We start from the raw sequence: 20,769 nt of genomic DNA, 5'->3' as shown, positions 1-20,769 counted from the left end.
CTACACGCCCTGCGTCGGCGCAGCCACCCAGCACAACCCGGTGATCAGGGCCTACTATCAACGCCTGATTGCCAGGGGCAAGCCGCCGCGGCTTGTCTTCATCGCCTGCATGCGCAAGCTGATCGTCATCCTCAACACGATGCTCGCCCGCGGCGAGACATGGNATCCCAGCCGCTACGCGCTCAGCTGAGGGAGCGCATCTGATCGCGCTCGGTCTGCGACCGAGCGCATGCCAAGCCGACAGACCGGTGAGCGGACGGGGTCAAGGCCGTCAGCCGCCGAAGGCGGTGGCGCGTCTCGCGCCAGCCTTGAGGCCGGCCGATCGCCGGGCTACCTCACAGCATAGTTGCTCTTGCCGGGGCGGAACGAACGCAGCATACATCAATTTCTGAAAAAACGAAACAGAAAATCTCGCGCGGATGGCTCAGCGCTTCAACGCGTTTGATTTGTCTCGCAAAAACTCGGTTCGCGCGCAGCGCGATAGCGGAAACGGTGCGCCGACCAGGATCGTGGCGGGACATTGCATCGTTCGCCCTACGGGCGCCCAGTGCAAGCCCGGCAACCATCTCGGTCATCGAGCCGGCTAAACCCGGCCACGTCCCTCAATAGAAGCCGTGGTAGCGCATGCAGCGATAATAGCGGTACGTGCGAAATCCCCAGCGCGAGGCGCACACGTTAGACCAGTAAGCGTAGCTGCTGGAGGTCCCGATCCACCAAGGATATGCGTACCACCATCCGCGGTGGAAGTAATGAAACCTTCCACGCCGGAACCGATGGCGGGGGAAATGACTGCCGCGAAAAGCGACCTGCCTGAAATGCGGTCTGCCGACGACACCTGGCCTGGCGACGAAGCGCGGTCTACCGACGACACGGGGTCTGCCGACAAAGCGCTGGGTGGCGCCGAAACGAGGGGCGACGCGCTGTGCCGCAAAACGAGGCCTGACATGAGGAGCGGCGAAGCGAGGGGCGCCGCCAAAGCGCGAACCGCCGCCAAAACGTGGACCGCCACCGCCAACGCGCGGGGCTGCAAAACGCGCACCGCCGCCGCCGAAATGACCGCCACCGCCAACATGGCCGCCTCCTCCGACATGACCGCCGCCGCCCCCGAAATGACTGCCGCCACGCGGCGCGGCCATCGCCATCGGCGCGCAGCTCAAGGCAAACGCCGCAACGATCGCCAGCATTATCCTACGCATCATTTGCTTCCTGTTTCGCGCTCAGGTTTAAACGCGCCGCGGCCGGAATGGTTGCATGGAGAAACCGCGGATGTCGGCTGGCCCTTGTCGTGCGCGGGTCCAGGTGTCCGCCACGGCTTTGGCGCAGCTCATGCTGTGCACGTCTGAGCCCTGTCCAAATCGCGATCCGGACTCTCGCGCCGCGCGCGTTGCCCGCGCCCTGGAACGACGGCGCGGGCGGTTACAAGTCCACCACCACGTAATCGCTCTCGATTGCGACCTTGATCGTCTCGGCCACATACGGTCCCTTCACAACCGCCGAGCCCGGCTCGACATGCACCGGATAGGCTTTCACGCGAAAGCGGCGGGGGTCGCAATAGGATTGGCCGGTGCGGACGTCGAACTCCCAGCCGTGCCATGGGCAACGTATGATCTCGCCCAACTTGGTGTATTCGATCTCGCCGGGATTTTTCGACTGCGCGAGCCCGATCAACGGGCCCTCGCATAGCGAGGCGCCCTGGTGCGGGCAGCGGTTCAGAAGCCCGAAGAACTCGCCCTTGATGTTGAAGACGGCAATCGGCCGTCCATCGATGGTGAGGAATTTGCGCGTGCCCGGTGGCATCTCCTTCACCGCCGCTATGACATGTCGGGTCATTCGAACATCACGAGATAAGTTGAGCCGTGCCTGCGGGCGGAGTCACCTCCCTATGGGAGAGGTGACTCGCGGCCAGAACTGGTTCACTCACGGCCTATCCTCTATCAGGTGATGCCATACACCTTCCGCGCATTGGCGAGATAGAAGGCTTCGCGGTTGGCGTCGCTGACGCCGGGCGGCAGCACGCGCGAGGGCTCGTCAAAATCCCAGTGCGGATAATCGGTGGCGAACAACAGCTTGTCCCAGCCGATCCACTCGATCAGATCGAACAGATCCTGCCGCCGCTCCGGATCTTCCATCGGCTGCGTGGTCCAATAGATGTGCTCGCGGATGTATTCGGACGGCGGCCGCTTCACATGCGGCACTTCGCTTCGCAGGCGCTGCCAGACCTTGTCTAGCCGCCAGCATAGCGATGGCGCCCAGCCGAAGCCGGCCTCGATCATGATCATCTTCAGTTTGGGATGGCGTTCGAACACGCCTTCGAGCACGAGGCTTGCCAGCACCGTCTGCTGGCATTGCGCGTGCCCGACCATCTCCTCGATGTAGAAGCTCGGCCACCCCGAAGCGGTGATCGGATTGCCGCCGAAACCGAAAGCATGCACGCCGACAGGCAGTCCCACCTCTTCGGCGGCTTCATAGATCGGCCAGTAACGGCGCTGGCCAAGCGGCTCGACATTGCGGCTGAGCAGCAGCACCTGAACGAAATTCTCATCGCCCGCGCGCTTGCGGATTTCTGCAGCCGCAGCGCGCCCATCTTCATTGGCGACGACAATGGAGGCTTTCAGCCGCGAGTCCTTGCTGGTCCACTTCTCGATCTGCCAGTCGTTGATCGCCGAGCAGAGCGCGGCCGCCAGATCCTGGTTGCGGATGCCCTGTCCCGTGTTGAGCGGATTAAGCACGCCGAGCACGACATTGTTGGGATCGAGATGCTGCTTCTGCATGAAGGACAGCGAGGAGCCCTGCGGCCCGCCCTCGGGAGGATAGGCGTCGCGGCGCGAGGCATTGGGCTGCGCCTTCGGATAGGGCGGCCCTTCCATCATCCCCTGATAAGGATGCTTGCCATAGGTCTCGAGATGGTCGTGCCAGCGCTTGGCGAGAAACGGATACAGCTCCGCCTTGGTCGCGCGCGCCGGATGGATGTCGCAATCGGCGATCGCGGTCTTGGCTGTCGCGATTGCTGTTTGGTCAGGAAGGTCGCGGAACTGCACGTTCATGGCGTCGTCTCCCTCGTCGCCTCTTCCGGAGGTTCCTTGAGGCGGCCGTAAGTCGCAAAGGGATTATCGATCATGATCTTATGGACGATATTGGACGATAACCCCTCCGGCAGCGCTTCGTTGCCGTCGAACTGCCAGTGCGGATAGTCGGTTGAGAATAGGAGCAATTCGTCCGACTGCATATGGTCAAACAGCCGATGCAGGATCGCCGGATCGGGCGGCGCATCGATCGGCTGCAGCGAAAAGCGGATGTTGCTGCGCACAATGTCGAGCGGCGCGCGATCGACCCACGGCGTTTCCATGCGGATGCCGCGCCAGAACTTATGCAGGCGCCAGAGATAAGGCGGCAGCCAGGTGAACCCCGATTCCAGCATCACCATCTTCAAGTTCGGGTGACGCGCGAACACGCCTTCAACGATCAGACTGGTGAGCTGGTTCTGAAAGGCCTGGGCCTGGCCGACATAATCCTCGATGTGATAGGAGCCCCAGCCGACCGAGGTCGGCGGATTGTGGTAGGCCGAGCCGGCGTGAACGCCGATGGGCAGGCCGAGCCGTTCGGCGGCCGCATAGATCGGCCAGTAGTGGCGTTTGCCGAGCGGCATGTCGCCCATCACGAGCATCAGGACCTGGACGAAACGCTTGTCCGCGGCGCAGCGCTCGATCTCGGCGACGGATTTCTCTATGCTCTGTACGGGGATCACGATCGAGCCGCGCAGGCGCGCATCCTTGTCGAGCCATTCCTTGGCGAGCCAATCGTTCAGGGCCCGGCAAAAAGCATCTGCCATATCCTCGGAAAACACCATCTGCACGCCGTAGAGCGGATTACAGATGCCGAAGGCGACCTTGAACGGCTCGAGCGCTTGGTGTTGAACGTCCTCGAGTCTTGACCCCGGCTTGCCCTGCGCCGGGCGCCAATCCGCCCGCGCCGAGATTGGCGAGTGCAGCGGATAGGATTGCGAGACCAGATCGGTCATGCCGCGGGTCGTGACCTGATCGCACCAGTAATCGTTGAGGTACGGCAACAGGCTGGTCAAATGCGGGACGGCCGGATGCAGGTCGCAATCGACGCCGCCTGCGATCGTTGACGTCATGACGTCTCCCTGTCGCTTCCTCAAGCTGCGGCGCTTGGCCGCGCCGTCTTTCTTGGTGGTATTGAAGCAGCCTCCCGTGCGGCCCGCAACAGGCGCAAAGCGCACAGCGCCATGCTGGAAACTCAGGATTGCCTCAGGCGGTTCATGGACGAGCAAGATCCCCGACCGCATGCGCCATGGCCGGGCTTGTCCCGGCCACGTCTCTGCGGCCTCAAATGAGGAAGCAACGTGGATGCCCGGGCCTTCGTCTCGCCGAAAGAGCTCCGGCCCGCAGGCGGGACAAGCCTGGCATAACGGGGGAGAGAGGCTCGAACAACAACATCTGCCTGTCGTGATGGCTCCGGGCTTTCGCCAGCACGACGGAGAGAGCGGGGACTCACTTCTCCCGGAACGCGCGCATGAGCTGGTCGTGCAGCGGCTTCATCAAGTAGGACAGCACGGTGCGATCGCCGGTCTGCACGAAGGCTTCGACCGGCATGCCCGGGATCAGCCTCACGTCGCCGAGCCGTGCGATCTCCTCCGGCGGCATCGAGACGCGGATGGTGTAATAGGTCTGGCCGGTGCGCTGATCCGTGGCGACGTCGGGCGAAACGCGGCTCACCACTCCGTTCAGTTCCGGCGTGGTGCGCTGGTCGAAGGCCGACAGCCGCAATAGCGTCTTCTGGCCGACCTGCAGCTTGTCGATGTCCCGCGGATTGACCTTGGCTTCCACCTGCAGATCGTCGCTCTGCGGCACGATCAGCATGATCGCATCGCCGGCATTGATGACGCCGCCGACCGTGTGCACCGTGGACTGCTCCACCACACCGTCCTGCGGCGCGCGGATGTCGACCCGCCGCAACTGATCCTCGGCAGTCACCTTGCGCTCGATCAGTTCGCCGATCTTGTCGTTGGTCTCGCGCAAGTCTTTCGAGACCTCGCTGACCATGTCCTTGTCGACCTGGATGATCTGCAGCTCGGTTTCGGTGATCTTGCCCTTGGCCTGGGCTCTCGAGGAGACGTATTGCGCGCGCTCGCCGTTCAGCCGCGCCGAGTCCCGCTCGAGCGTGGTCAGGCGCGAGATCTGCACCAGGTGCTTGTCGTAGAGATCGCGTACCCCCGTCAGCTCCTGCTGCACCAGCGCAATTTCTTGGCCCTTGGCGTTCTCCTGCGCCGTCAGACCGTCGATCTCTTCGTTGAGCTGGCGGATGCGCTCATGCAACTGCGCCTTCTGGCCGGCGCGTCCGTTGACGCGGACCTCGAACAATTTACTCTCGCTCGCCATGACATTGGCGACATCGGGATCGCCAGCGCGCTCGGTGAGCTGCCGCGGAAACACGATCTTGTCGAGCCCGCGCTGCTCGGCTTCGAGCCGGGCCGCACGCGCCAGCGCCGCGTCGAGATTCTTGGTGACGATGGCGAGATTGGCCTTGGTGACGGTGTCATCGAGACGCACCACGATCTGACCGGCCTTGACCACATCGCCGTCGCGCGCCAGCAATTCGCCGACGACGCCTCCGGTCGGATGCTGCACCTTCTTCACGTTGGATTCGACGACGATCTGCCCCGGCGCGATCAGGGCGCCGGAGATCTCGGTGGTCGAGGCCCAGCCCCCAAAGCCGCCGGCCACCATGGCGACCACCACGAGACCGGCCATGACGTGCTGCCGTATCGCGCGCCGCGCGCCCGTCAACCCGCCACCACGGCCCGTGATCCGCAGCACGCTCTCGCTCATGATTTGGCCGCTCCGGCGTCGGAGACGATCTTGATCGGGGTGGGCCCGGCCACGCGCGGCTGCAGCACCTGCGCGAGCACGGTCTCTTTCGGGCCGAAGGCCTGCATGCGGCCGTCCTTGAGCACCAGAATCTGGTCGACCCCCTCGATGCCGACCGGCCGGTGCGCGACGACCACCACGATGGCGCCGCGTTCCCGGGCGGCGCGAACGGCGCGCGTCAAGGCTTCGTCGCCCTCGGAGTCGAGATTCGAATTGGGCTCGTCGAGCACGATCAGGAACGGATCGCCATAGAGCGCGCGCGCCAGCGCGACGCGCTGCGCCTGGCCGGCCGACAGCGCCGTGCCCTGCTCGCCGACTTGCGTGTTGTAGCCGTCGCGCATCTTGACGATCATGTCGTGCACGCCGGCTTCCTTGGCCGCCGCGATGATGCGGTCGGAGGAGGCTTCCGCATCGAAACGGCAGATGTTCTGCGCAACCGTGCCGGCGAAGAGTTCCACGTCCTGCGGCAGGTAGCCGATATAGCGGCCCAGCACCTCCGGCGACCATTGGTCGAGCGCGGCGCCGTCGAGCCGCACCTTGCCGCGAAAGGGCTGCCAGACCCCGACCAGCGCGCGCACCAGCGAGGATTTGCCTGATCCGCTCGGCCCGATCACGCCAAGGCCGCTGCCCGCGGTCAGCGCGAAGGTCACATCGTTGACGATCACCTTCTGATCGCCGGGCGCGGCGATGCCGATGCCTTCCACCGACAGGCGCGCCGTCGGGCTCTGCAGCAGCGTCGGCACCGGCTTGACCGGCACCTGCTCCAACAATTTGTTGAGACGGTGCCAGCTTTGCCGGGCGGCGACGAAACTCTTCCAATGCGCAATCGCGAGATCAACCGGCGCCAGCGCGCGGGCGCTGAGGATCGAGCCGGCGATGATGATGCCGGCGGTCGCCTCCTGATGGATCACGAGATAGGCGCCGACCGCGAGCACCGCGGATTGCAGCATCATGCGCAGCACCTTTGCGACCGATCCCAGGCCGCCGATGACGTCGCTGGCGCGCTGGTTGCCTGCCAGATATTTCGCGTTGGCCTCGCCCCAGCGACTGGCGAGCCGCCCGGCCATGCCCATGGCGACCAACACCTCGGCATTGCGGCGGCTGGCGGCGGCGAGATCGTTGCGGTGCGCGGCCAGACCCATGGCCTCGCGCGCGGGCTGGCGCGACAGATATTCGGTGATCAGCGTCAACGTGACCAGGATGATCGCGCCGGTCAGCGCGGTGATGCCGATCAGGACGTGGAAGGCGAAGCAGATTGCGAGATAAAGCGGCAGCCATGGCAGGTCGAAGAAGGCGCCCGGCCCCATGCCGCCCAGGAACGAGCGGACATTGTCGAGGTCCCGCAGCGGCTGTAGCCCTTCGTTGCGCCCGCCGGTCATCAGCGGCAGCTTGACGATGATCTCGAACACCCGCGCGTTGAGCGCTTCGTCCAGCGCGGTGCCGATCCGGCCCAGAATCCGGCCGCGGATCAGATCCAGCACGCCTTGCGCAATGTAAAGACCCGCCGCGAGAATGATCAGGCCGATCAGGGTCGGCACGCTGCGGCTCGGCAGCACCCGGTCATAGACCTCCAGCATGAAGATCGAACCGGTGAGATAGAGCAGGTTGATGACGCAGCTCATGATGCCGACGCCGACAAAGGCGCTGCGGCAAGCGCGCAAGGCATCACCAAGTTCCGAACGCCGGACGGGGACGGCTGCCATCAATGCTGATCTCTCAAACGGAGGGCATGGCCCGACTTATAGGCAATTTCAAAGGCTTAAATACTGGGAATAATACCGATTCCTGCCGCGACGGTCCAACGAAGCGGGATTAACCTAAATGCGTATCAGCTTCGGCGCGATGACGCCAATCACAACCAGGCCGTGTGCCCCGCGAACCGCCCGTTCATCCTATCCCGACCCGACGAACGGCTGAAGGGGCGGCTCCGCCCGATCAAAACCGACCGCCGCTTCGCGCCAGCCGCACGACGAAAAGCAGGATGATGGCGCCGAGCACGGAATAGAAGATCGCCGACAGCACCCCGGTGCCGAGATGAATGCCGATTTTGGGGAACAACAGGCTCGCAATGAGCGCACCCAGAATGCCAATCACGATGTCGCCGATGATGCCGAAACCGGTGCCGCGGACGATCTTGCCCGCAAGCCAGCCCGCGACCAGCCCGACGAACAGGATGACCAGAAGGCTCTGATTGGACAAATACATGGCTTCCCCGTCTGCACGTCCCTGATTCGCTGCCGGCGAACCTAGCCATAACCGCCTGATGTGACGATCCCAAAAAGGCGCGATGGCGGGAATTGGGGCCGCGCTGTTACGGCGTAACAACAGTCCTGGTTTCCATGGTCCCGGCCCGTTCGGGAAGGATGCAGCGCGCGAAGCGGCCCGCGCCGATCTCGACATTCGGCGGCAGCGCCTCGGCGCAGCGGGCTTCCGCAAAGCCGCAGCGTGGCGCGAAGGAGCAATTGTGCGGGGGCTTGTCGAGCGAGGGTGGGGTGCCGGGAATGGTTTCCAGCCGCTCTCCGCGCCTCGCGCCATGAATGGTCGAAGCCAACAGGCCGCGGGCATAGGGGTGAACGGGGCTGCGCACGAGGTCGCGCAGGCTGCCCTGCTCGACGATCTGGCCGGCATACATCACCGCGACGCGGTCGCAGATTTCGACGGCGACGCCGATGTCGTGGGTGACGAAAATGACGGACATGCCGAACTCGCGCTGCAATTCGCGCAGCAGCAGCAGGATCTGGATCTGCACGGTGGCATCGAGCGCCGTGGTCGGCTCGTCCGCGAGCAGGATCTTCGGCTTGCAGGCGAGCGCGAGCGCGATCATGGCACGCTGGCGCATGCCGCCGGACATTTCGTGCGGATAGGCCTCCAGCCTGCGCTTGGCGGAGGGAATGCGCACCACCTCGAGCATTTCCAGCGCGCGCGCCCTCCCCTCGGCAAAGCTCTTGCCTTCATGGCGCACCACGGTTTCCGCGATCTGGCGCCCGATGGTGTAGACCGGATCGAGCGCCAGCGCCGGCTCCTGGAAGATCATCGAGACGGTCTGGCCGCGGAACGCCGAGAGTTCGTCGTCGGAGAGCGCCAGCACGTCCTTGCCCGCGACATTGACGCTTCCCGAAATCTGCGTCCGCTTCTTCGGCAACAGCCGCATCAGCGCGCGCAGCGTCACGCTCTTGCCCGAGCCGGATTCGCCCAAAAGGCCGAGCACTTCACTATGCCCGAGCGACAGCGAGAGATCGTTCACCGCATAGACCGTGCGCTCACCGGTGAAGCGGATGTTGAGGCCGGAGATCTCGACAAGGCCGGTCATGCGAGCACGGGTGCCTTCTGGTGGAAATCGGTGGCACGCTGGAACGCGGCGCCGATGCGCAGGATGCTCGCCTCATCGAAGGAGCGGCCGATGAGTTGCATCCCGACGGGAAGACCAGCCTTGGTGAAACCGGCCGGCACGGCCAGCGACGGCAGGCCGAGATAGTTGATCGGCCGCGTGAACCGCGTCAGACGCTGGATCACCGCTTCGGCACCTGGGCTGTTGCCGACATCGCTCTCGGCGATTGTCGGTGCCGGCATCGGAGCGACGGGTGCCAGCACGGCATCGACCTTGCTGGTGGCCGCGATATGCGCAGCGAGCGCGGGGCCGCGCCAGCGCATGGTCTCGAGATAGGTCACGCCGGGAACCGCGAGCCCATTCTGCAGTCGCATCAGCACCTGCGGGCCGTAATCCTGCGGCCGCTCGATCAGCCAGCGCTTGTGGAACGCCGCGGCTTCGACCGCGAGCAGGAGCTGACAGGCGGCGGAGAGCTGGCGCTGATCCGGCAGTTCGACCGGGGTGATCTCGGCGCCCTCTCTCTTCAGGACGGCAATGGTCTGATCGAGGATGCGGGCGACTTCGACGTCGAGATCGTCGACATAGAATGCTGTGGGCACGCCGATCTTCACGCCCTTCATCGGCGCCTTGGTCGCCGCCACATAATCTTGAACCGGCGCATGGCTTGCGGTGAGATCTTCGGGATCGGGGCCGGCCAGAAGGGCGAGCAACAGGGCGCAATCCTCAGCGCTGCGCGCGAGCGGCCCGACCGTGTCGAGCGATTGCGACAGCGGCATCGCGCCGGCGCGGCTGACGCGGCCGTACGTCGTCTTCAACCCGGTGATCCCACAGAAATGCGCGGGCATGCGGATGGAGCCGCCGGTGTCCGAGCCCAGCGCGGCAAAGGTCAGGCGCGCGGCAACGGCCGAGCCGGAGCCCGAGGACGAGCCGCCAGTGATGTGGTCGAGCCCCCACGGGTTATGAACCGGACCGTAATGCGCATTGTGCCCGGTCGGTCCGTAGGCGAACTCCGCCATCTGCAGCGAGCCGAGACGAATCGCGCCGGCATCATTCAGCCGCTGCAGCGCGGTCGAGGTGCTGGTGGCGACGAAATCGCGCCGGATCGGCGAGCCGCAGGTCACCACCTTGCCGGCCTCGTAATACATGTCCTTGTGCGCGAGCGGCACGCCATGCAGCACACCGCGGCGATTGCCCTTGGCGAGCGCCGCATCGGCTTCATCGGCGGCTTTCAGCGCGGCCTCGGCCTCGATCGCCATGAAGGCGTTCAGGCGCGGTTGCCACTGCGCGATGCGGTGCAGGCAGGCGCGCGTCACCTCGTGCGAGGACAGGCGCTTGGCGGCGATCGCGTCCGCGACCTCCATCAGCGACATCAAGGCAGGCTCAAGGCTCATTTGCCGGCCTCCAAAACCTGCGCCAGCAAAAAGCTCGCGGGCTCGAGATCGAACGGCAGCGTGCCGGCAATGGCAGAGAAACCTTCGAATGCGGGTCCGATCGAATTGGCGATGCGCTCGGCCACATTCGCTTCCACGGGAACACCCGACGTTTCCGCCACCGCCTTTATGTCTTTTGGACTGGGCCTTGTCATCGAGCCTCTTGCTCCTTGGTTGGCGCCTTTGTTGGTGCGCGGCTGTGGCCGGAACCTGGGATCACCATGTAGCACGCAGCCTGGTGGCCCATATTACCGAGCGGGAAAAGTTTTGGCGTCGCATTTGCGCAGAGCGGCTCCGCAAATGGACAACGGGTGTGAAAGCGGCAGCCCGGCGGCGGATCGATCGGGTTGGGCGGATCGCCCGAGATCGGCGGGGTTTGCGTGCGGTTGTCGGGATCGGAGGATGGCATCGCAGCCAACAGCGCACGCGTGTAAGGATGCGCCGGCTGATCCCAGACCTCGTCGACCGGCCCGAGCTCGACCACCTCGCCGAGATACATCACCAAAACGCGGTCGGAGATATAGCGTACGACATTGAGATCGTGGCTGATGAAGAGATAGGTGAGCCCGAATTCGCGCTTCAAGTCAGCGAGCAGATTGAGCACCTGCGCCTCGACGGATTTGTCGAGCGCGGAAACGGCTTCATCCAGGATCACCAGACGCGGCGACAGCGCCAGCGCCCGCGCAATGTTGACGCGCTGGCGCTGGCCGCCGGAAATTTCGTGCGGATAGCGATTGGCAAAAGTCTCCGGGCGCAAGCCCACCTTGCCGAGCAGCTCGCGCGCAAGCGCGCGCGCGGCGGCGTCCGCCATGCCGTGCACCTTCGGACCGAAGGCGATCGATTCCTCGACCGTCAGTCGCGGATTGAGCGAAGCATAGCTGTCCTGGAACACCATCTGCATGCCGCGGCGCAGCTCGCGCAGCGACAGCGCCTGGCCCACCTGCATGCCGTCATAGATGATCTCACCGGCATCGCGCGGCATCAGATGCATCAAAAGCCGCGCGGTGGTCGACTTGCCGCAGCCGGATTCGCCGACGATTCCGACCGTTTCGCCCTTGAGCACGGAGAACGACACATCGTCGACCGCGCGCACGGTCTTGCGCGCGCCGAAGAGATCGCCGCGCACCGGAAAATGCTTTGTCAGCCCGTTGACATGCAGGAGCGGCTGCGCCGCGCCGCCGCGGTCCTCGATCGGCTCCAGTTTTTCGACCACGAGACTCGTCTCGGTCATGGCATCAGTTCCTTATATCCATGGCGCTGCGCATGCCGTCGCTGAGCAGGTTGAAGCAGATCGAAACCGCGAAGATCATCACGCCCGGCAGCGCCGCCACCCAGGGGTTCACGTAGATCGCGGTGCGCAGCGTGTTGAGCATCAGCCCCCATTCGGGCTCCGGCGGCTTTGTTCCCAGCCCCAGGAACGACAGGCCGGCGGCAAGGATCATCGACACCGAGATCAGGCCTGTCGCGTAGACGAAGATCGGGCCGAGCACATTACCCAAGATATGCACACGCATGATGGTGAACGGGCCGGCGCCGGAGGCGCGCGCCGCCTCGACGAAATCCATGTTGCGCACGCCTGTGGTGACGCTTTCGGCGACGCGGGTGATCTGCGGCACGAACACGACGGTCAAGGACACGATGGAGTTGACGATGCCGGCCCCCAGCGCGCCGGAGATCGCGATCGCCAGCAGCACGGAAGGAAAGGCATAAAACACGTCGACCGCGCGCATGATGACGGTGTTGACCTTGCCCCCGGCATAGCCGGCCACGAGACCGAGCATGGTACCTATGCAGAAGGCAAGGATGACAGGCGAAATGCCGACGATCAGCGACAGTCGGCCGCCATAGATCAGCCGCGCCAGCATGTCGCGCCCGAGTTCGTCGGTGCCGAGCGGATAGCCGATAGTGCCGATGTGCCGTAGGCGGCGGATCATCGAGCCCTGATAGGGATCGGCAAGGTGAAGCCAGGGCGCAACGAGCGCGGAGAGAAAGATCGCGATCAGGATCAGTGCGCAGGCCATGGAGACCTTGTCACGGAGCAGGCGGCGGCCGACGGTGGCCCAATAGCCGCGCGCTTTGGTCGCGGGCGCAGCCTGCAAGGCTGGTTCGGAGATCGCGGGAAGAGGAAACTCGCTCACGTCAACCTCGTTTGATGCGCGGATCGATCGCGGCTTGCGCGATATCGACCAGAAGGTTGAGGATCACGAAGAACAGCGCCAGCACCAGGATGGTGCCCTGCAAGAGCGGCAGGTCGCGCTGGAAGATCGCGGAATTGAGCAGCAGTCCCGAACCCGGCCAGGAGAACACGGTCTCGATCAGGATCGAGCCGCCGAGCATATAACCGAGTTGCAGCCCCATGACTGCAAGCGCGGTGGGCGCCGCGTTCTTGATCACATGCTTGAACACGTCGAGCTCGCGCAAGCCCTTGGCGCGGAGCGCCTCGACGAAATCCTGGCTCAGGATGTCGCCGGTCAGCGCGCGCACGGTGCGCGTCACGATGCCCATCGGAATCACCGAGGTGGTGATGGCCGGCAGGATCAGATAGCGGAAATGCTCCCAATCCCAGCTCCAGGCACCGGAGCCGCCCGGCCCGGCGCCGACCGCGGGCAGCCAGTTCAATTCCACCGAGAAGATGATCACCAGCACCATGCCGAGCCAGTAATGCGGCACGGAAACGCCGGCAATCGCAAAGCCGGTTGCGAGCTTGTCGACCCAGGTGTCGCGGAAATAGCCCGCGATCAGGCCGAACAAGAGCCCCAAGCTGAAGCCGATCGCGGCCGCCGCGATCGCGAGCGTCACCGTGTTGCCGACGGCGCGGATGACTTCCGCCAGCACCGGCCGGCCGGTCGCGATGGAATTACCGAGATCGCCGTTGACGGCGCGCCACAGCCAGAGGCCGAATTGCACCGGCAGCGGCCGGTCGAAGCCATAGGCCGCACGCAGTTGGTTCGCAAGTTCCTGCGATGCGTCCGCTGGCAACACGGCGACCAGGGGATCGCCCGGCGTGATGTGCACCAACAGGAAGCACACCAGCGCCACACAGATCACGATCGGAATGACGTAGACGATGCGTCGGGTGACGTAGAGAAGCAACGGATCACCTTATATTGTCGGGCACGAACTCTCCTCCGTCATTCCGGGGCGATGCGTCAGCATCGAACCCGGAATGACAAAGGGGCGCGTGGACGCTCGGGTCGAGCCCGGGCATGACGAGCGAAACAGCAGAAGCCCGCGCCTCACGGCGCGATGCTGACCGGCGAGAAGTCCACGAACCAGCTCTTCGGCTGCACGAAGCCTTTCACCTTCGGGCTCATGGCGCGGGGGGCCACGTCATGCGCGACATAGAGGAAGTCGGCATCATCGACGGAAGCCGCGTGCAATTCGGCCAGCGCCGCATCGCGCGCCGCGGGATCGAAGGTCTGGCGCGCCTTCTTGACCAGCGCATCGAATTTCGGGTCGTTGATGTAGCCCCAATTGTTCGATACGGGCGGCGCCATCGAGGATTGCAGGAAGCGGACCATCGCGAAAAACGGGTCCATCGCCGCATAGGTCACGTTGATGGCATTTGCGCCGTTCGCCGTCGGGTCCTTGGCGCCGCGCCGCCAATTGGTGAACAGCGTGTTCCACTCGATGACATCGATCTGCACGTCGAAATAGCATTCGGCGAGCGCCTGCTGCAGATATTCGTTCATCGGCAGCGGCAGCATCTGGCCGGAGCCGGATGCCGAGGTTTGCACCTTCACCGCAAGATGCTTGTTCGGACCATAGCCCGCCTCCTGCATCAGCTTCTGCGCGGCCGCCTTGTCATATTTGATCTGGAAGGTCGGGTTGCCGCGCCAGGGATGGCCGGGCTCGAAGGTGCCGGTCGCCGGCACCATCAGGCCGGCCAACAGACCATCCTTGAGGCCTTCGCGATCAACACAGAGATTGGCGGCCTTGCGGACGCGGATGTCGTTCCAGGGCGAGCCCGGAAGCCGCGAGAACTGCCAGGGCCAGACATGCGGCTCTTCATTGCTGTAGAGCTTGAAGCCGCGTTGCTTGATTTCGGGGAGCGCATCGGGCGCGGGCGCCTCGACCCAATCGACCTGCCCCGAGAGCAGCGCCGCGGTGCGCGCATTTGCCTCCGGCATGGGCAACAGCACCAGCTTGTCGACATGGGGAATGCGCGCCTTGTCCCAGTAATCGTCGTTCTTCACGAGCTCGAGCCGCTCGCGCGGCGTGAAGCCTGCCATCTTCCAGGGACCGGTGCCCGAGGCGTCGCGCGCGAAAGCGTCCCACGCTGCCTGCGATTTCGCCTTTGCATCGGCACCGGAGGCGGCATCATAGAACTTCTGCCACTTCGCGGGACTCGCCATGAAGAGGTTGGTGAGATTGATGGGCAGAAAGCTGTCGGGCTCCTTGGTGGTCAGCTCGACCGTGAGATCGTCAATCTTGCGCGCGGAAAGGAGCGTCGGCATGCGCGAGGCGGTGACGCCGACCTGGCTCGGGTCGAACTGCGGCGCATCCTGCTTCAAGACCTTATCGACGTTCCACACCACCGCATCGGCATTGAAGGGCGAGCCGTCGTGGAATTTCACCCCACGGCGCAGCTTGAAAATCCATTTGGTCTTGTCGCTATCGTCGACCTTCCACTCGGTCGCGAGGCCCGGAATGACGACGCTGGGCTTCTCCGCCGACGACAGATCCCACATGGTCAGCGCGTCATACATGGTAAGACCGGTGAAACGATTACCCTCGAATCCCTGGTCCGGCTGACCCAGGGTGCGCGGAATATCGGCAGCGGTCATACCGATGCGCAGCACCGTCGCCGCCGACGCCCTCCCTGCTCCGGTCGCCGTGGCCGCCACGGCCAGCATGACGACCGCAAGCGCGGCGGGGCTTTTTCCGCATTTTCTTAAGAGCATTGCCACTAATCCTCTTGCCTTGGATGATTAAAACTTATGCAGCCGTATGCAATGGCTGTGCCAATGCAGGCCATGCCCAGTCAAATTGCTTCTGACTTCACAACTCTTTGTGCGATCGCGCGACGCGTGAACATCGAGTGCCTATTCTGGCATCAAGCTTGCAGGATGCGAGCTCGCAAGAGGCGGGCGAAAACTCACGCGAGTTCGTCCTTCGTCCCAACGGAGCTTAGTCTATGCGTTGCCGATTTTCGATGCTTGTCGTCGCTCTCGCTCTGGCGCTGTCCGCGGTGTCCGCGCGCGCCGAGTCCGTGGTGCGCTACGGCATTTCAATGGCGGATATTCCGCTGACGACAGGCCAGCCTGACCGCGGCGCCGGCGCCTACCAGTTTACCGGCTATACGATCTACGATCCCTTGATCTCGTGGGACATGAGCGTTGCGGACCGGCCGGGCAAGCTGGTGCCGGGCCTCGCCACCGAATGGAAGGTCGACGACAACGACAAGACCAAGTGGATCTTCAAGCTGCGCCGGGGCGTCAAGTTTCACGACGGCAGTGATTTCAATGCCGATGCAGTGATCTGGAATCTCGACAAGGTGCTGAACGACAAGGCGCCGCAATTCGACAAGCGGCAGAGCGCGCAGGTGAAGACCCGCCTGCCTTCGGTCGCAAGCTACGCCAAGATCGACGACTATACGGTCGCGATCTCGACCAAGAACGTCGATTCCTTTTTTCCCTATCAGATGCTGTGGTTCTTGATCTCGAGTCCGTCGCAGTATGAGAAACTCGGCAGAGACTGGGACAAGTTTGCGAGCCAACCCTCCGGCACCGGCCCATTCAAGCTGACAAAACTCGTGCCGCGCGAGCTCGCCGAGCTCAGCAAAAACGAGGACTATTGGGACAAGAACCGGATTCCGAAGGCCGACAAGCTGGTGCTGATCCCGATGCCGGAAGCACTGACCCGCACCAACGCGCTGTTGGCCGGGCAGGTCGACATCATCGAAACGCCGGCGCCCGATGCGGTGCCGCAGTTGAAGGCGGCCGGCATGCGGATCGTCGACAACATCACCCCGCACGTCTGGAACTATCATTTGAGCGTGCTGCCCGGTTCGCCCTGGACCGATATTCGCCTGCGCAAGGCGCTCAATCTCGCGATCGATCGCGATGCCGTGGTCGGACTGATGAACGGTCTTGCCAAGCCGGCCAAAGGCCAGGTCGACCCGTCGAGTCCCTGGTTCGGCAAGCCGACCTTCGATATCAAATACGATATCGCCGCCGCGAAGAAGCTGGTGCAGGAGGCGGGATATTCCAGTGAGAAGCCGCTGAAGGCCACTTTCATCATCGCGCAGGGCGGCACCGGGCAGATGCTGTCGCTGCCGATGAACGAATTCCTGCAGCAGAGCTTCAAGGAAATCGGCATCGATATCGACTTCAAGGTGGTCGAGCTTGAGACCCTCTATACGCATTGGCGCAAGGGCGCGGCCGATGAGATGAATGCCGGCATCACCGCCAACAACATCGCTTACGTCACCTCCGATCCGCTCTATGCCATCGTGCGCTTCTTCGCCTCCGACCAGATCGCGCCCGTCGGCGTGAACTGGGGCGGCTACAAGAATCCGAAGGTGGATGCGCTGATCAACGAGGCCAAGCAGACCTTCGATACCGCCAAGCAGGACGACCTGATCGCGCAGGCGCATGCGCTCATCGTCGACGACGCCGCCTTGGTGTGGGTGGTGCACGACACCAACCCGCACGCGCTGTCGCCGAAGATCAAGACATTCGTGCAGGCGCAACACTGGTTCCAGGATCTCACCACGATCGGCGTCGAGTGAGTAACACCGTCGTTGCGAGGAGCGAATGGACGAAGCAATCCGGAGTCGTCGTTGCGGCACTGGATTGCTTCGCCGAGCCTGTCATCGGGCGCGCGTTCGCGTCGCCCGTTGGCTCGCAATGGCGGCGTTTCGCCCCCCGCCGCTCATCTAACAAAAGCCCTTGACCTAGAGTGCACTCTACTTCGTAAAAGCCTTGGCTGTTCTCATGCAAAGGAGCAGCCATGACACCAGCTCAAAACAAGGCCTTCGTCCAAAGCATCATGGAGGCGCGGGCGCGGCGCGACAATGCGCCGTTCCTTGCGGCGATGGCGGACGATTTCGTCTGGCGGATCATCGGCTCGACCGCCTGGTCGGGCGAATATGTCGGCAAGGCGGAAATCCGCGAGCGACTGCTGAAGCCGCTCTATGCCCAGTTCACGGCGCCATCCAGCATCACGGCGAGCCGCATCCTGGCCGACGGCGATCATGTCGTGGTGGAATGCCGCGGCGATGCTACGACGACCTCCGGCGAGCGCTATGCCAACACCTACTGTTTCGTCATGCGGATGACGGACGGGCGACTGCGCGAAATGACAGAATATATGGACACCGCGCTGGCCGAACGCGTGCTAAAACCGCCGCCGGCTCGCCCGTGATTTCAGGCGATGGTGCGGCGGAACCACCGGCCGCTCTCCGCTCGCCATCCATTCATCGTAGAACTCGATCTTGGCACCAATCAGCGCCAATGCCTGCGTCCAGCGCCGGATGATCTGCCTGACGCGAGCCTGATGCTCCCTCAGCAAGGCATGGCGCTGCGACAACGCGGCCGGGCCCTGTTGCGCCAGCGTGGTGTATTTTCGCATCTCACCGATCGACATGCCGGTCGAGCGCAGGCGTTCCATCAGGTCGAGCCAGCCGACGTGATAGTCGCTGTAGACGCGGCGTCCGCCGCCGTCGCGGCAAACGCCCGGTATCAGGCCCTGACGCTCGTACCAGCGGATCGTGTGGACACTGCGCCCGGTCCGGGCAGCCACTTCGCCGATGTGCAAATCCTGCGGCATGTTTTGTTCTCCGGCGCATCACGTGGTCGCTGCACGCCGACATGTCAACGTCGCGCGATCTCCACCGCGTTTCATGAGCCACTCTACTTCGTCAACAACGCATAGGCACCGTTCCAGTCCTCCGGCGGCGGATTTTTCTGATAGTTTCGGATGCGCCCCTCGTAGAGACTGAACAGCCGTTCGACATCGTGGCCCTCATCGCACTTGCGCCCGCGCTCGATTGCTTCCAGCGCGCCGTCCCAGTTGCGGCCGCGATAGGCGGCCAACATCTCGATGGTGAGATTCCGCAGCCGCTGGAAGCGTTCCGAATAGGCGACGTCCTCCCGCCCTGCGATGGCGTAGATCACCTCGGGCTCCTGCTTGCCTTTCACCATGATGAAGTCGAGCTCGAGGATCGCGAACTTGTCCTTCACCGCAAGCGCGGTTCTGGAGCCGACGATGATGGGAAAGCCATATTCCTTGGTCTGCCCTTCGAGCCGCGAGGCCAGATTGACGCTGTCGCCCAGCACCGAATAGTCGAAGCGCTGGTCGGAGCCCATATTGCCGACCACGCAGGTGCCGGTGTTGATGCCAACCCCGACATTGAGCGGAATGTACACGTGGCCGCCCTCCTTGGCCTCCTGATCGCGCAGCTTGTTGAGCTCGTCGATTCGCTCGAGCATGTCCACCGCGGCGCTGCAGGCATTGAGCTGGTGCTCGGCGTCATCGAGCGGCGCATTCCAAAACGCCATGATGGCATCGCCCATATATTTGTCGATGGTGCCCTTGCGCGCGAGGATGGCATTGGTCAACGGCGTGAGAAAGCGGTTCATCAACCGCGTCAGGCCCTGCGGATCGTTCTTGTAGCTTTCCGAAATGGTGGTGAAGCCACGCACGTCGGAAAACAGGATCGTCATCTCGCGCTCCTCGCCGCCGAGCACGAGCTTCTCCGGCGATTGCGCAAGCTGCTCGACCAGCGCCGGTGACAGATATTGGCCGAAGGCGGAGCGGATCTGCCGCCGCTGCGCCTGCTCGCGCACGAAGCTGGAAAAGATCAGGGTGAGATAGATCGCCGTGGTCGAGAGCAAGGGATAGGTGAAATCGAGCAGCAGGCGGTAGTGCTGGTACAAGAACCAGGACGTTCCGATCAGCGCGCTCGCAAACAGCGCCCCGACCAGGACCAGCGTGACCGGCCCAAGGCCGGGTGCAAACACGATCACCAGCAGACCGAGGATCAGGGCTGCGAAAAATTCAACCGCGATCGCATAGTTCGGCTGCGACACCGCAGCGCCGGTGAGAAGGCTTTCCAGCACCTGGGCGTGGACCTCGACGCCGGGCATGGCCGGAGACACCGGCGTCGTCTTGATGTCGTGCAGGCCAACCGCCGACGTGCCGATCAGCACCAGTTTTCCCTTGATCTTGTCGATCGGCACGCTCGCGTCGAGAACGTCGGCCGCGGGGACATAGATCGACGGATCCTGCCGCGCAAAATGTATCCAGACCTGGCCGTTCTTGTCGGTCGGGAACTCCAGCCCCCTGAGCCTGATGCTCTTGATGCCGGCCTTATCCGATTTGATCAGCACTGTGGGAGTGCCCGTGATCACGCGCAGGATCTCCAGGCTCAGCGCGGGCATCATGATGCCCTGCGCCCGCAACACCGTCGGCACGCGGCGGATGATGCCGTCGCGCTCGGGCACGATGGTGAAGACGCCGCGGCCGGCCGCCGCCTTTTCGAGCACGGGAATGTTGCGCAACAGACCGGGAAATTCGAACAGGAATGGATCGATGTCCTCGCCAACCGACGCGAACCCAGTCACCGGAAGGTCCTTGTCGAGCTGCGGCGTCACGCTCTCCAGGCCTGTCTCGCCCACCACGACGCGTGAACGGCGGATCGCGTCGGCGAGCACCTGGTCGTTGCTCGGCAGACTGCGCAGCCTGGCGCGCGTGACCTCGTCGAGGTAACGCATGGTTTCGGCCGCGACGTCGGGGTTCAGCCGGTCGGGTTCGGAGAAGACGGAGTCAAAGGCAATCGCGACCGCGCCGAGATTGGTCAGATTGATGATCAGGTCGGCAAGAACGGTCCGCGGCCAAGGCCATTGACCGAATTTTGCGAGGCTCTTCTCGTCAATGTCGACGATCGCGACGGGCCTTGCCGTCTTCACCCGTGGATCGATCACCTGGAACGTGTCGAAGGTGCGCGAGCGAAGCTCCTGAACCGGCGCCGGATCGACAACACGCAAGCCGGCAAACCCGATCAGCAGGACAAGGCAGATCAGCCGGGCATAGCCGAATTTGCGCGAGAACCACCGTCGCATGGCTTTAAGGCGCCTCATCGGTCTTTCAAACGTCCACTTCGACCGGCGGCATCGCC

At 63.7% G+C, this 20,769-nt stretch carries 18 protein-coding genes and 1 pseudogene; 3 read left to right on the top strand and 16 right to left on the bottom strand.

All coding sequences use genetic code 11. From position 1 onward, the window contains the following. A pseudogene (locus tag F758_RS52405) lies at window positions 1-190 on the top strand (IS110 family transposase); the annotation flags it as partial. Between the two features lie 412 nt (window positions 191-602). On the opposite strand, the gene F758_RS50340 reads toward F758_RS52405, so the two are convergent. From F758_RS50340 to F758_RS0138195, 14 genes are all read right to left on the bottom strand, one after another. Further along, window positions 603-1,196: a hypothetical protein gene (locus F758_RS50340; protein ID WP_210200109.1), complete on the bottom strand. Its 594-nt coding sequence runs from the start codon at window positions 1,194-1,196 to the stop codon at window positions 603-605. A gap of 220 nt (window positions 1,197-1,416) precedes the next feature. After that, window positions 1,417-1,830 (bottom strand): Rieske (2Fe-2S) protein, encoded by a 414-nt coding sequence (locus F758_RS0138255; protein ID WP_024512783.1) that lies wholly within the window; start codon window positions 1,828-1,830, stop codon window positions 1,417-1,419. A gap of 104 nt (window positions 1,831-1,934) precedes the next feature. Next, window positions 1,935-3,044 carry an amidohydrolase family protein gene (locus F758_RS0138250; protein ID WP_024512782.1) on the bottom strand — a complete coding sequence of 370 codons (1,110 nt, stop codon included), beginning with the start codon at window positions 3,042-3,044 and terminating at the stop codon, window positions 1,935-1,937. Then, complete coding sequence (locus tag F758_RS0138245) at window positions 3,041-4,135, bottom strand: amidohydrolase family protein (RefSeq protein WP_024512781.1); 1,095 nt, start codon at window positions 4,133-4,135, stop codon at window positions 3,041-3,043. The genes F758_RS0138250 and F758_RS0138245 overlap by 4 nt, the downstream gene beginning before the upstream one ends. Window positions 4,136-4,511: 376 nt before the next feature. Next, window positions 4,512-5,849, bottom strand: coding sequence for an HlyD family type I secretion periplasmic adaptor subunit (locus F758_RS0138240; protein WP_024512780.1), 1,338 nt, complete (start codon window positions 5,847-5,849; stop codon window positions 4,512-4,514). Beyond that, on the bottom strand, window positions 5,846-7,591 hold the full coding sequence (locus F758_RS0138235; RefSeq protein WP_024512779.1) for a type I secretion system permease/ATPase: 1,746 nt from the start codon (window positions 7,589-7,591) through the stop codon (window positions 5,846-5,848). Before F758_RS0138235 ends, F758_RS0138240 begins: the two co-directional genes overlap by 4 nt. A gap of 232 nt (window positions 7,592-7,823) precedes the next feature. Next, window positions 7,824-8,093, bottom strand: a complete 270-nt coding sequence (locus tag F758_RS0138230; protein ID WP_024512778.1) for a GlsB/YeaQ/YmgE family stress response membrane protein — start codon at window positions 8,091-8,093, stop codon at window positions 7,824-7,826. Window positions 8,094-8,199: 106 nt separating this feature from the next. Beyond that, window positions 8,200-9,198, bottom strand: coding sequence for an ABC transporter ATP-binding protein (locus F758_RS0138225; protein WP_024512777.1), 999 nt, complete (start codon window positions 9,196-9,198; stop codon window positions 8,200-8,202). Further along, window positions 9,195-10,607, bottom strand: a complete 1,413-nt coding sequence (locus tag F758_RS0138220; protein ID WP_024512776.1) for an Asp-tRNA(Asn)/Glu-tRNA(Gln) amidotransferase GatCAB subunit A — start codon at window positions 10,605-10,607, stop codon at window positions 9,195-9,197. The genes F758_RS0138225 and F758_RS0138220 overlap by 4 nt, the downstream gene beginning before the upstream one ends. Further along, window positions 10,604-10,801: a hypothetical protein gene (locus F758_RS0138215; protein WP_024512775.1), complete on the bottom strand. Its 198-nt coding sequence runs from the start codon at window positions 10,799-10,801 to the stop codon at window positions 10,604-10,606. The genes F758_RS0138220 and F758_RS0138215 overlap by 4 nt, the downstream gene beginning before the upstream one ends. After that, on the bottom strand, window positions 10,798-11,877 hold the full coding sequence (locus F758_RS0138210; RefSeq protein ID WP_024512774.1) for an ABC transporter ATP-binding protein: 1,080 nt from the start codon (window positions 11,875-11,877) through the stop codon (window positions 10,798-10,800). The genes F758_RS0138215 and F758_RS0138210 overlap by 4 nt, the downstream gene beginning before the upstream one ends. A 4-nt stretch (window positions 11,878-11,881) precedes the next feature. Further along, the gene (locus F758_RS0138205) at window positions 11,882-12,784 is read right to left on the bottom strand and encodes an ABC transporter permease (protein WP_024512773.1); all 903 of its coding nucleotides are present in this window, start codon (window positions 12,782-12,784) and stop codon (window positions 11,882-11,884) included. Window position 12,785: 1 nt separating this feature from the next. After that, window positions 12,786-13,739 carry an ABC transporter permease gene (locus F758_RS0138200; protein WP_024512772.1) on the bottom strand — a complete coding sequence of 318 codons (954 nt, stop codon included), beginning with the start codon at window positions 13,737-13,739 and terminating at the stop codon, window positions 12,786-12,788. A 143-nt stretch (window positions 13,740-13,882) separates the two neighbouring features. Then, window positions 13,883-15,502 carry an ABC transporter substrate-binding protein gene (locus F758_RS0138195; protein WP_502689216.1) on the bottom strand — a complete coding sequence of 540 codons (1,620 nt, stop codon included), beginning with the start codon at window positions 15,500-15,502 and terminating at the stop codon, window positions 13,883-13,885. Between the two features lie 281 nt (window positions 15,503-15,783). Between F758_RS0138195 and F758_RS0138190 the strand changes: the two genes are divergently transcribed. Together F758_RS0138190 and F758_RS0138185 are read left to right on the top strand one after the other, a co-directional pair. Continuing rightward, window positions 15,784-17,379 (top strand): ABC transporter substrate-binding protein, encoded by a 1,596-nt coding sequence (locus F758_RS0138190; RefSeq protein WP_024512770.1) that lies wholly within the window; start codon window positions 15,784-15,786, stop codon window positions 17,377-17,379. Window positions 17,380-17,600: 221 nt separating this feature from the next. Beyond that, window positions 17,601-18,014 carry a nuclear transport factor 2 family protein gene (locus F758_RS0138185; RefSeq protein WP_024512769.1) on the top strand — a complete coding sequence of 138 codons (414 nt, stop codon included), beginning with the start codon at window positions 17,601-17,603 and terminating at the stop codon, window positions 18,012-18,014. On the opposite strand, the gene F758_RS0138180 is transcribed toward F758_RS0138185, so the two are convergent. Further along, complete coding sequence (locus tag F758_RS0138180) at window positions 17,988-18,419, bottom strand: MerR family transcriptional regulator (RefSeq protein WP_024512768.1); 432 nt, start codon at window positions 18,417-18,419, stop codon at window positions 17,988-17,990. The two genes, F758_RS0138185 and F758_RS0138180, sit on opposite strands and share 27 nt — an antisense overlap. Before the next feature lie 83 nt (window positions 18,420-18,502). Further along, window positions 18,503-20,731, bottom strand: a complete 2,229-nt coding sequence (locus F758_RS0138175) for a CHASE2 domain-containing protein (protein ID WP_024512767.1) — start codon at window positions 20,729-20,731, stop codon at window positions 18,503-18,505. Window positions 20,732-20,769: the final 38 nt, after the last annotated feature.

It is taken from the genome of Bradyrhizobium sp. ARR65 (assembly GCF_000472385.1).
GTDB lineage: Bacteria > Pseudomonadota > Alphaproteobacteria > Rhizobiales > Xanthobacteraceae > Bradyrhizobium.
This window is presented reverse-complemented; position numbering and strand designations above follow the sequence as displayed.

Excerpts from the sequence above, each read along its gene's own strand:
- F758_RS50340 (WP_210200109.1), bottom strand. The coding sequence starts at position 1,196 with ATGCGTAGGATAATGCTGGCGATCGTTGCGGCGTTTGCCTTGAGCTGC.
- F758_RS0138255 (WP_024512783.1), bottom strand. The coding sequence starts at position 1,830 with ATGACCCGACATGTCATAGCGGCGGTGAAGGAGATGCCACCGGGCACG.
- F758_RS0138250 (WP_024512782.1), bottom strand. The coding sequence starts at position 3,044 with ATGAACGTGCAGTTCCGCGACCTTCCTGACCAAACAGCAATCGCGACA.
- F758_RS0138245 (WP_024512781.1), bottom strand. The coding sequence starts at position 4,135 with ATGACGTCAACGATCGCAGGCGGCGTCGATTGCGACCTGCATCCGGCC.
- F758_RS0138240 (WP_024512780.1), bottom strand. The coding sequence starts at position 5,849 with ATGAGCGAGAGCGTGCTGCGGATCACGGGCCGTGGTGGCGGGTTGACG.
- F758_RS0138235 (WP_024512779.1), bottom strand. The coding sequence starts at position 7,591 with ATGGCAGCCGTCCCCGTCCGGCGTTCGGAACTTGGTGATGCCTTGCGC.
- F758_RS0138230 (WP_024512778.1), bottom strand. The coding sequence starts at position 8,093 with ATGTATTTGTCCAATCAGAGCCTTCTGGTCATCCTGTTCGTCGGGCTG.
- F758_RS0138225 (WP_024512777.1), bottom strand. The coding sequence starts at position 9,198 with ATGACCGGCCTTGTCGAGATCTCCGGCCTCAACATCCGCTTCACCGGT.
- F758_RS0138220 (WP_024512776.1), bottom strand. The coding sequence starts at position 10,607 with ATGAGCCTTGAGCCTGCCTTGATGTCGCTGATGGAGGTCGCGGACGCG.
- F758_RS0138215 (WP_024512775.1), bottom strand. The coding sequence starts at position 10,801 with ATGACAAGGCCCAGTCCAAAAGACATAAAGGCGGTGGCGGAAACGTCG.
- F758_RS0138210 (WP_024512774.1), bottom strand. The coding sequence starts at position 11,877 with ATGACCGAGACGAGTCTCGTGGTCGAAAAACTGGAGCCGATCGAGGAC.
- F758_RS0138195 (WP_502689216.1), bottom strand. The coding sequence starts at position 15,502 with ATGCTGGCCGTGGCGGCCACGGCGACCGGAGCAGGGAGGGCGTCGGCG.
- F758_RS0138190 (WP_024512770.1), top strand. The coding sequence starts at position 15,784 with ATGCGTTGCCGATTTTCGATGCTTGTCGTCGCTCTCGCTCTGGCGCTG.
- F758_RS0138185 (WP_024512769.1), top strand. The coding sequence starts at position 17,601 with ATGACACCAGCTCAAAACAAGGCCTTCGTCCAAAGCATCATGGAGGCG.
- F758_RS0138180 (WP_024512768.1), bottom strand. The coding sequence starts at position 18,419 with ATGCCGCAGGATTTGCACATCGGCGAAGTGGCTGCCCGGACCGGGCGC.
- F758_RS0138175 (WP_024512767.1), bottom strand. The coding sequence starts at position 20,731 with ATGAGGCGCCTTAAAGCCATGCGACGGTGGTTCTCGCGCAAATTCGGC.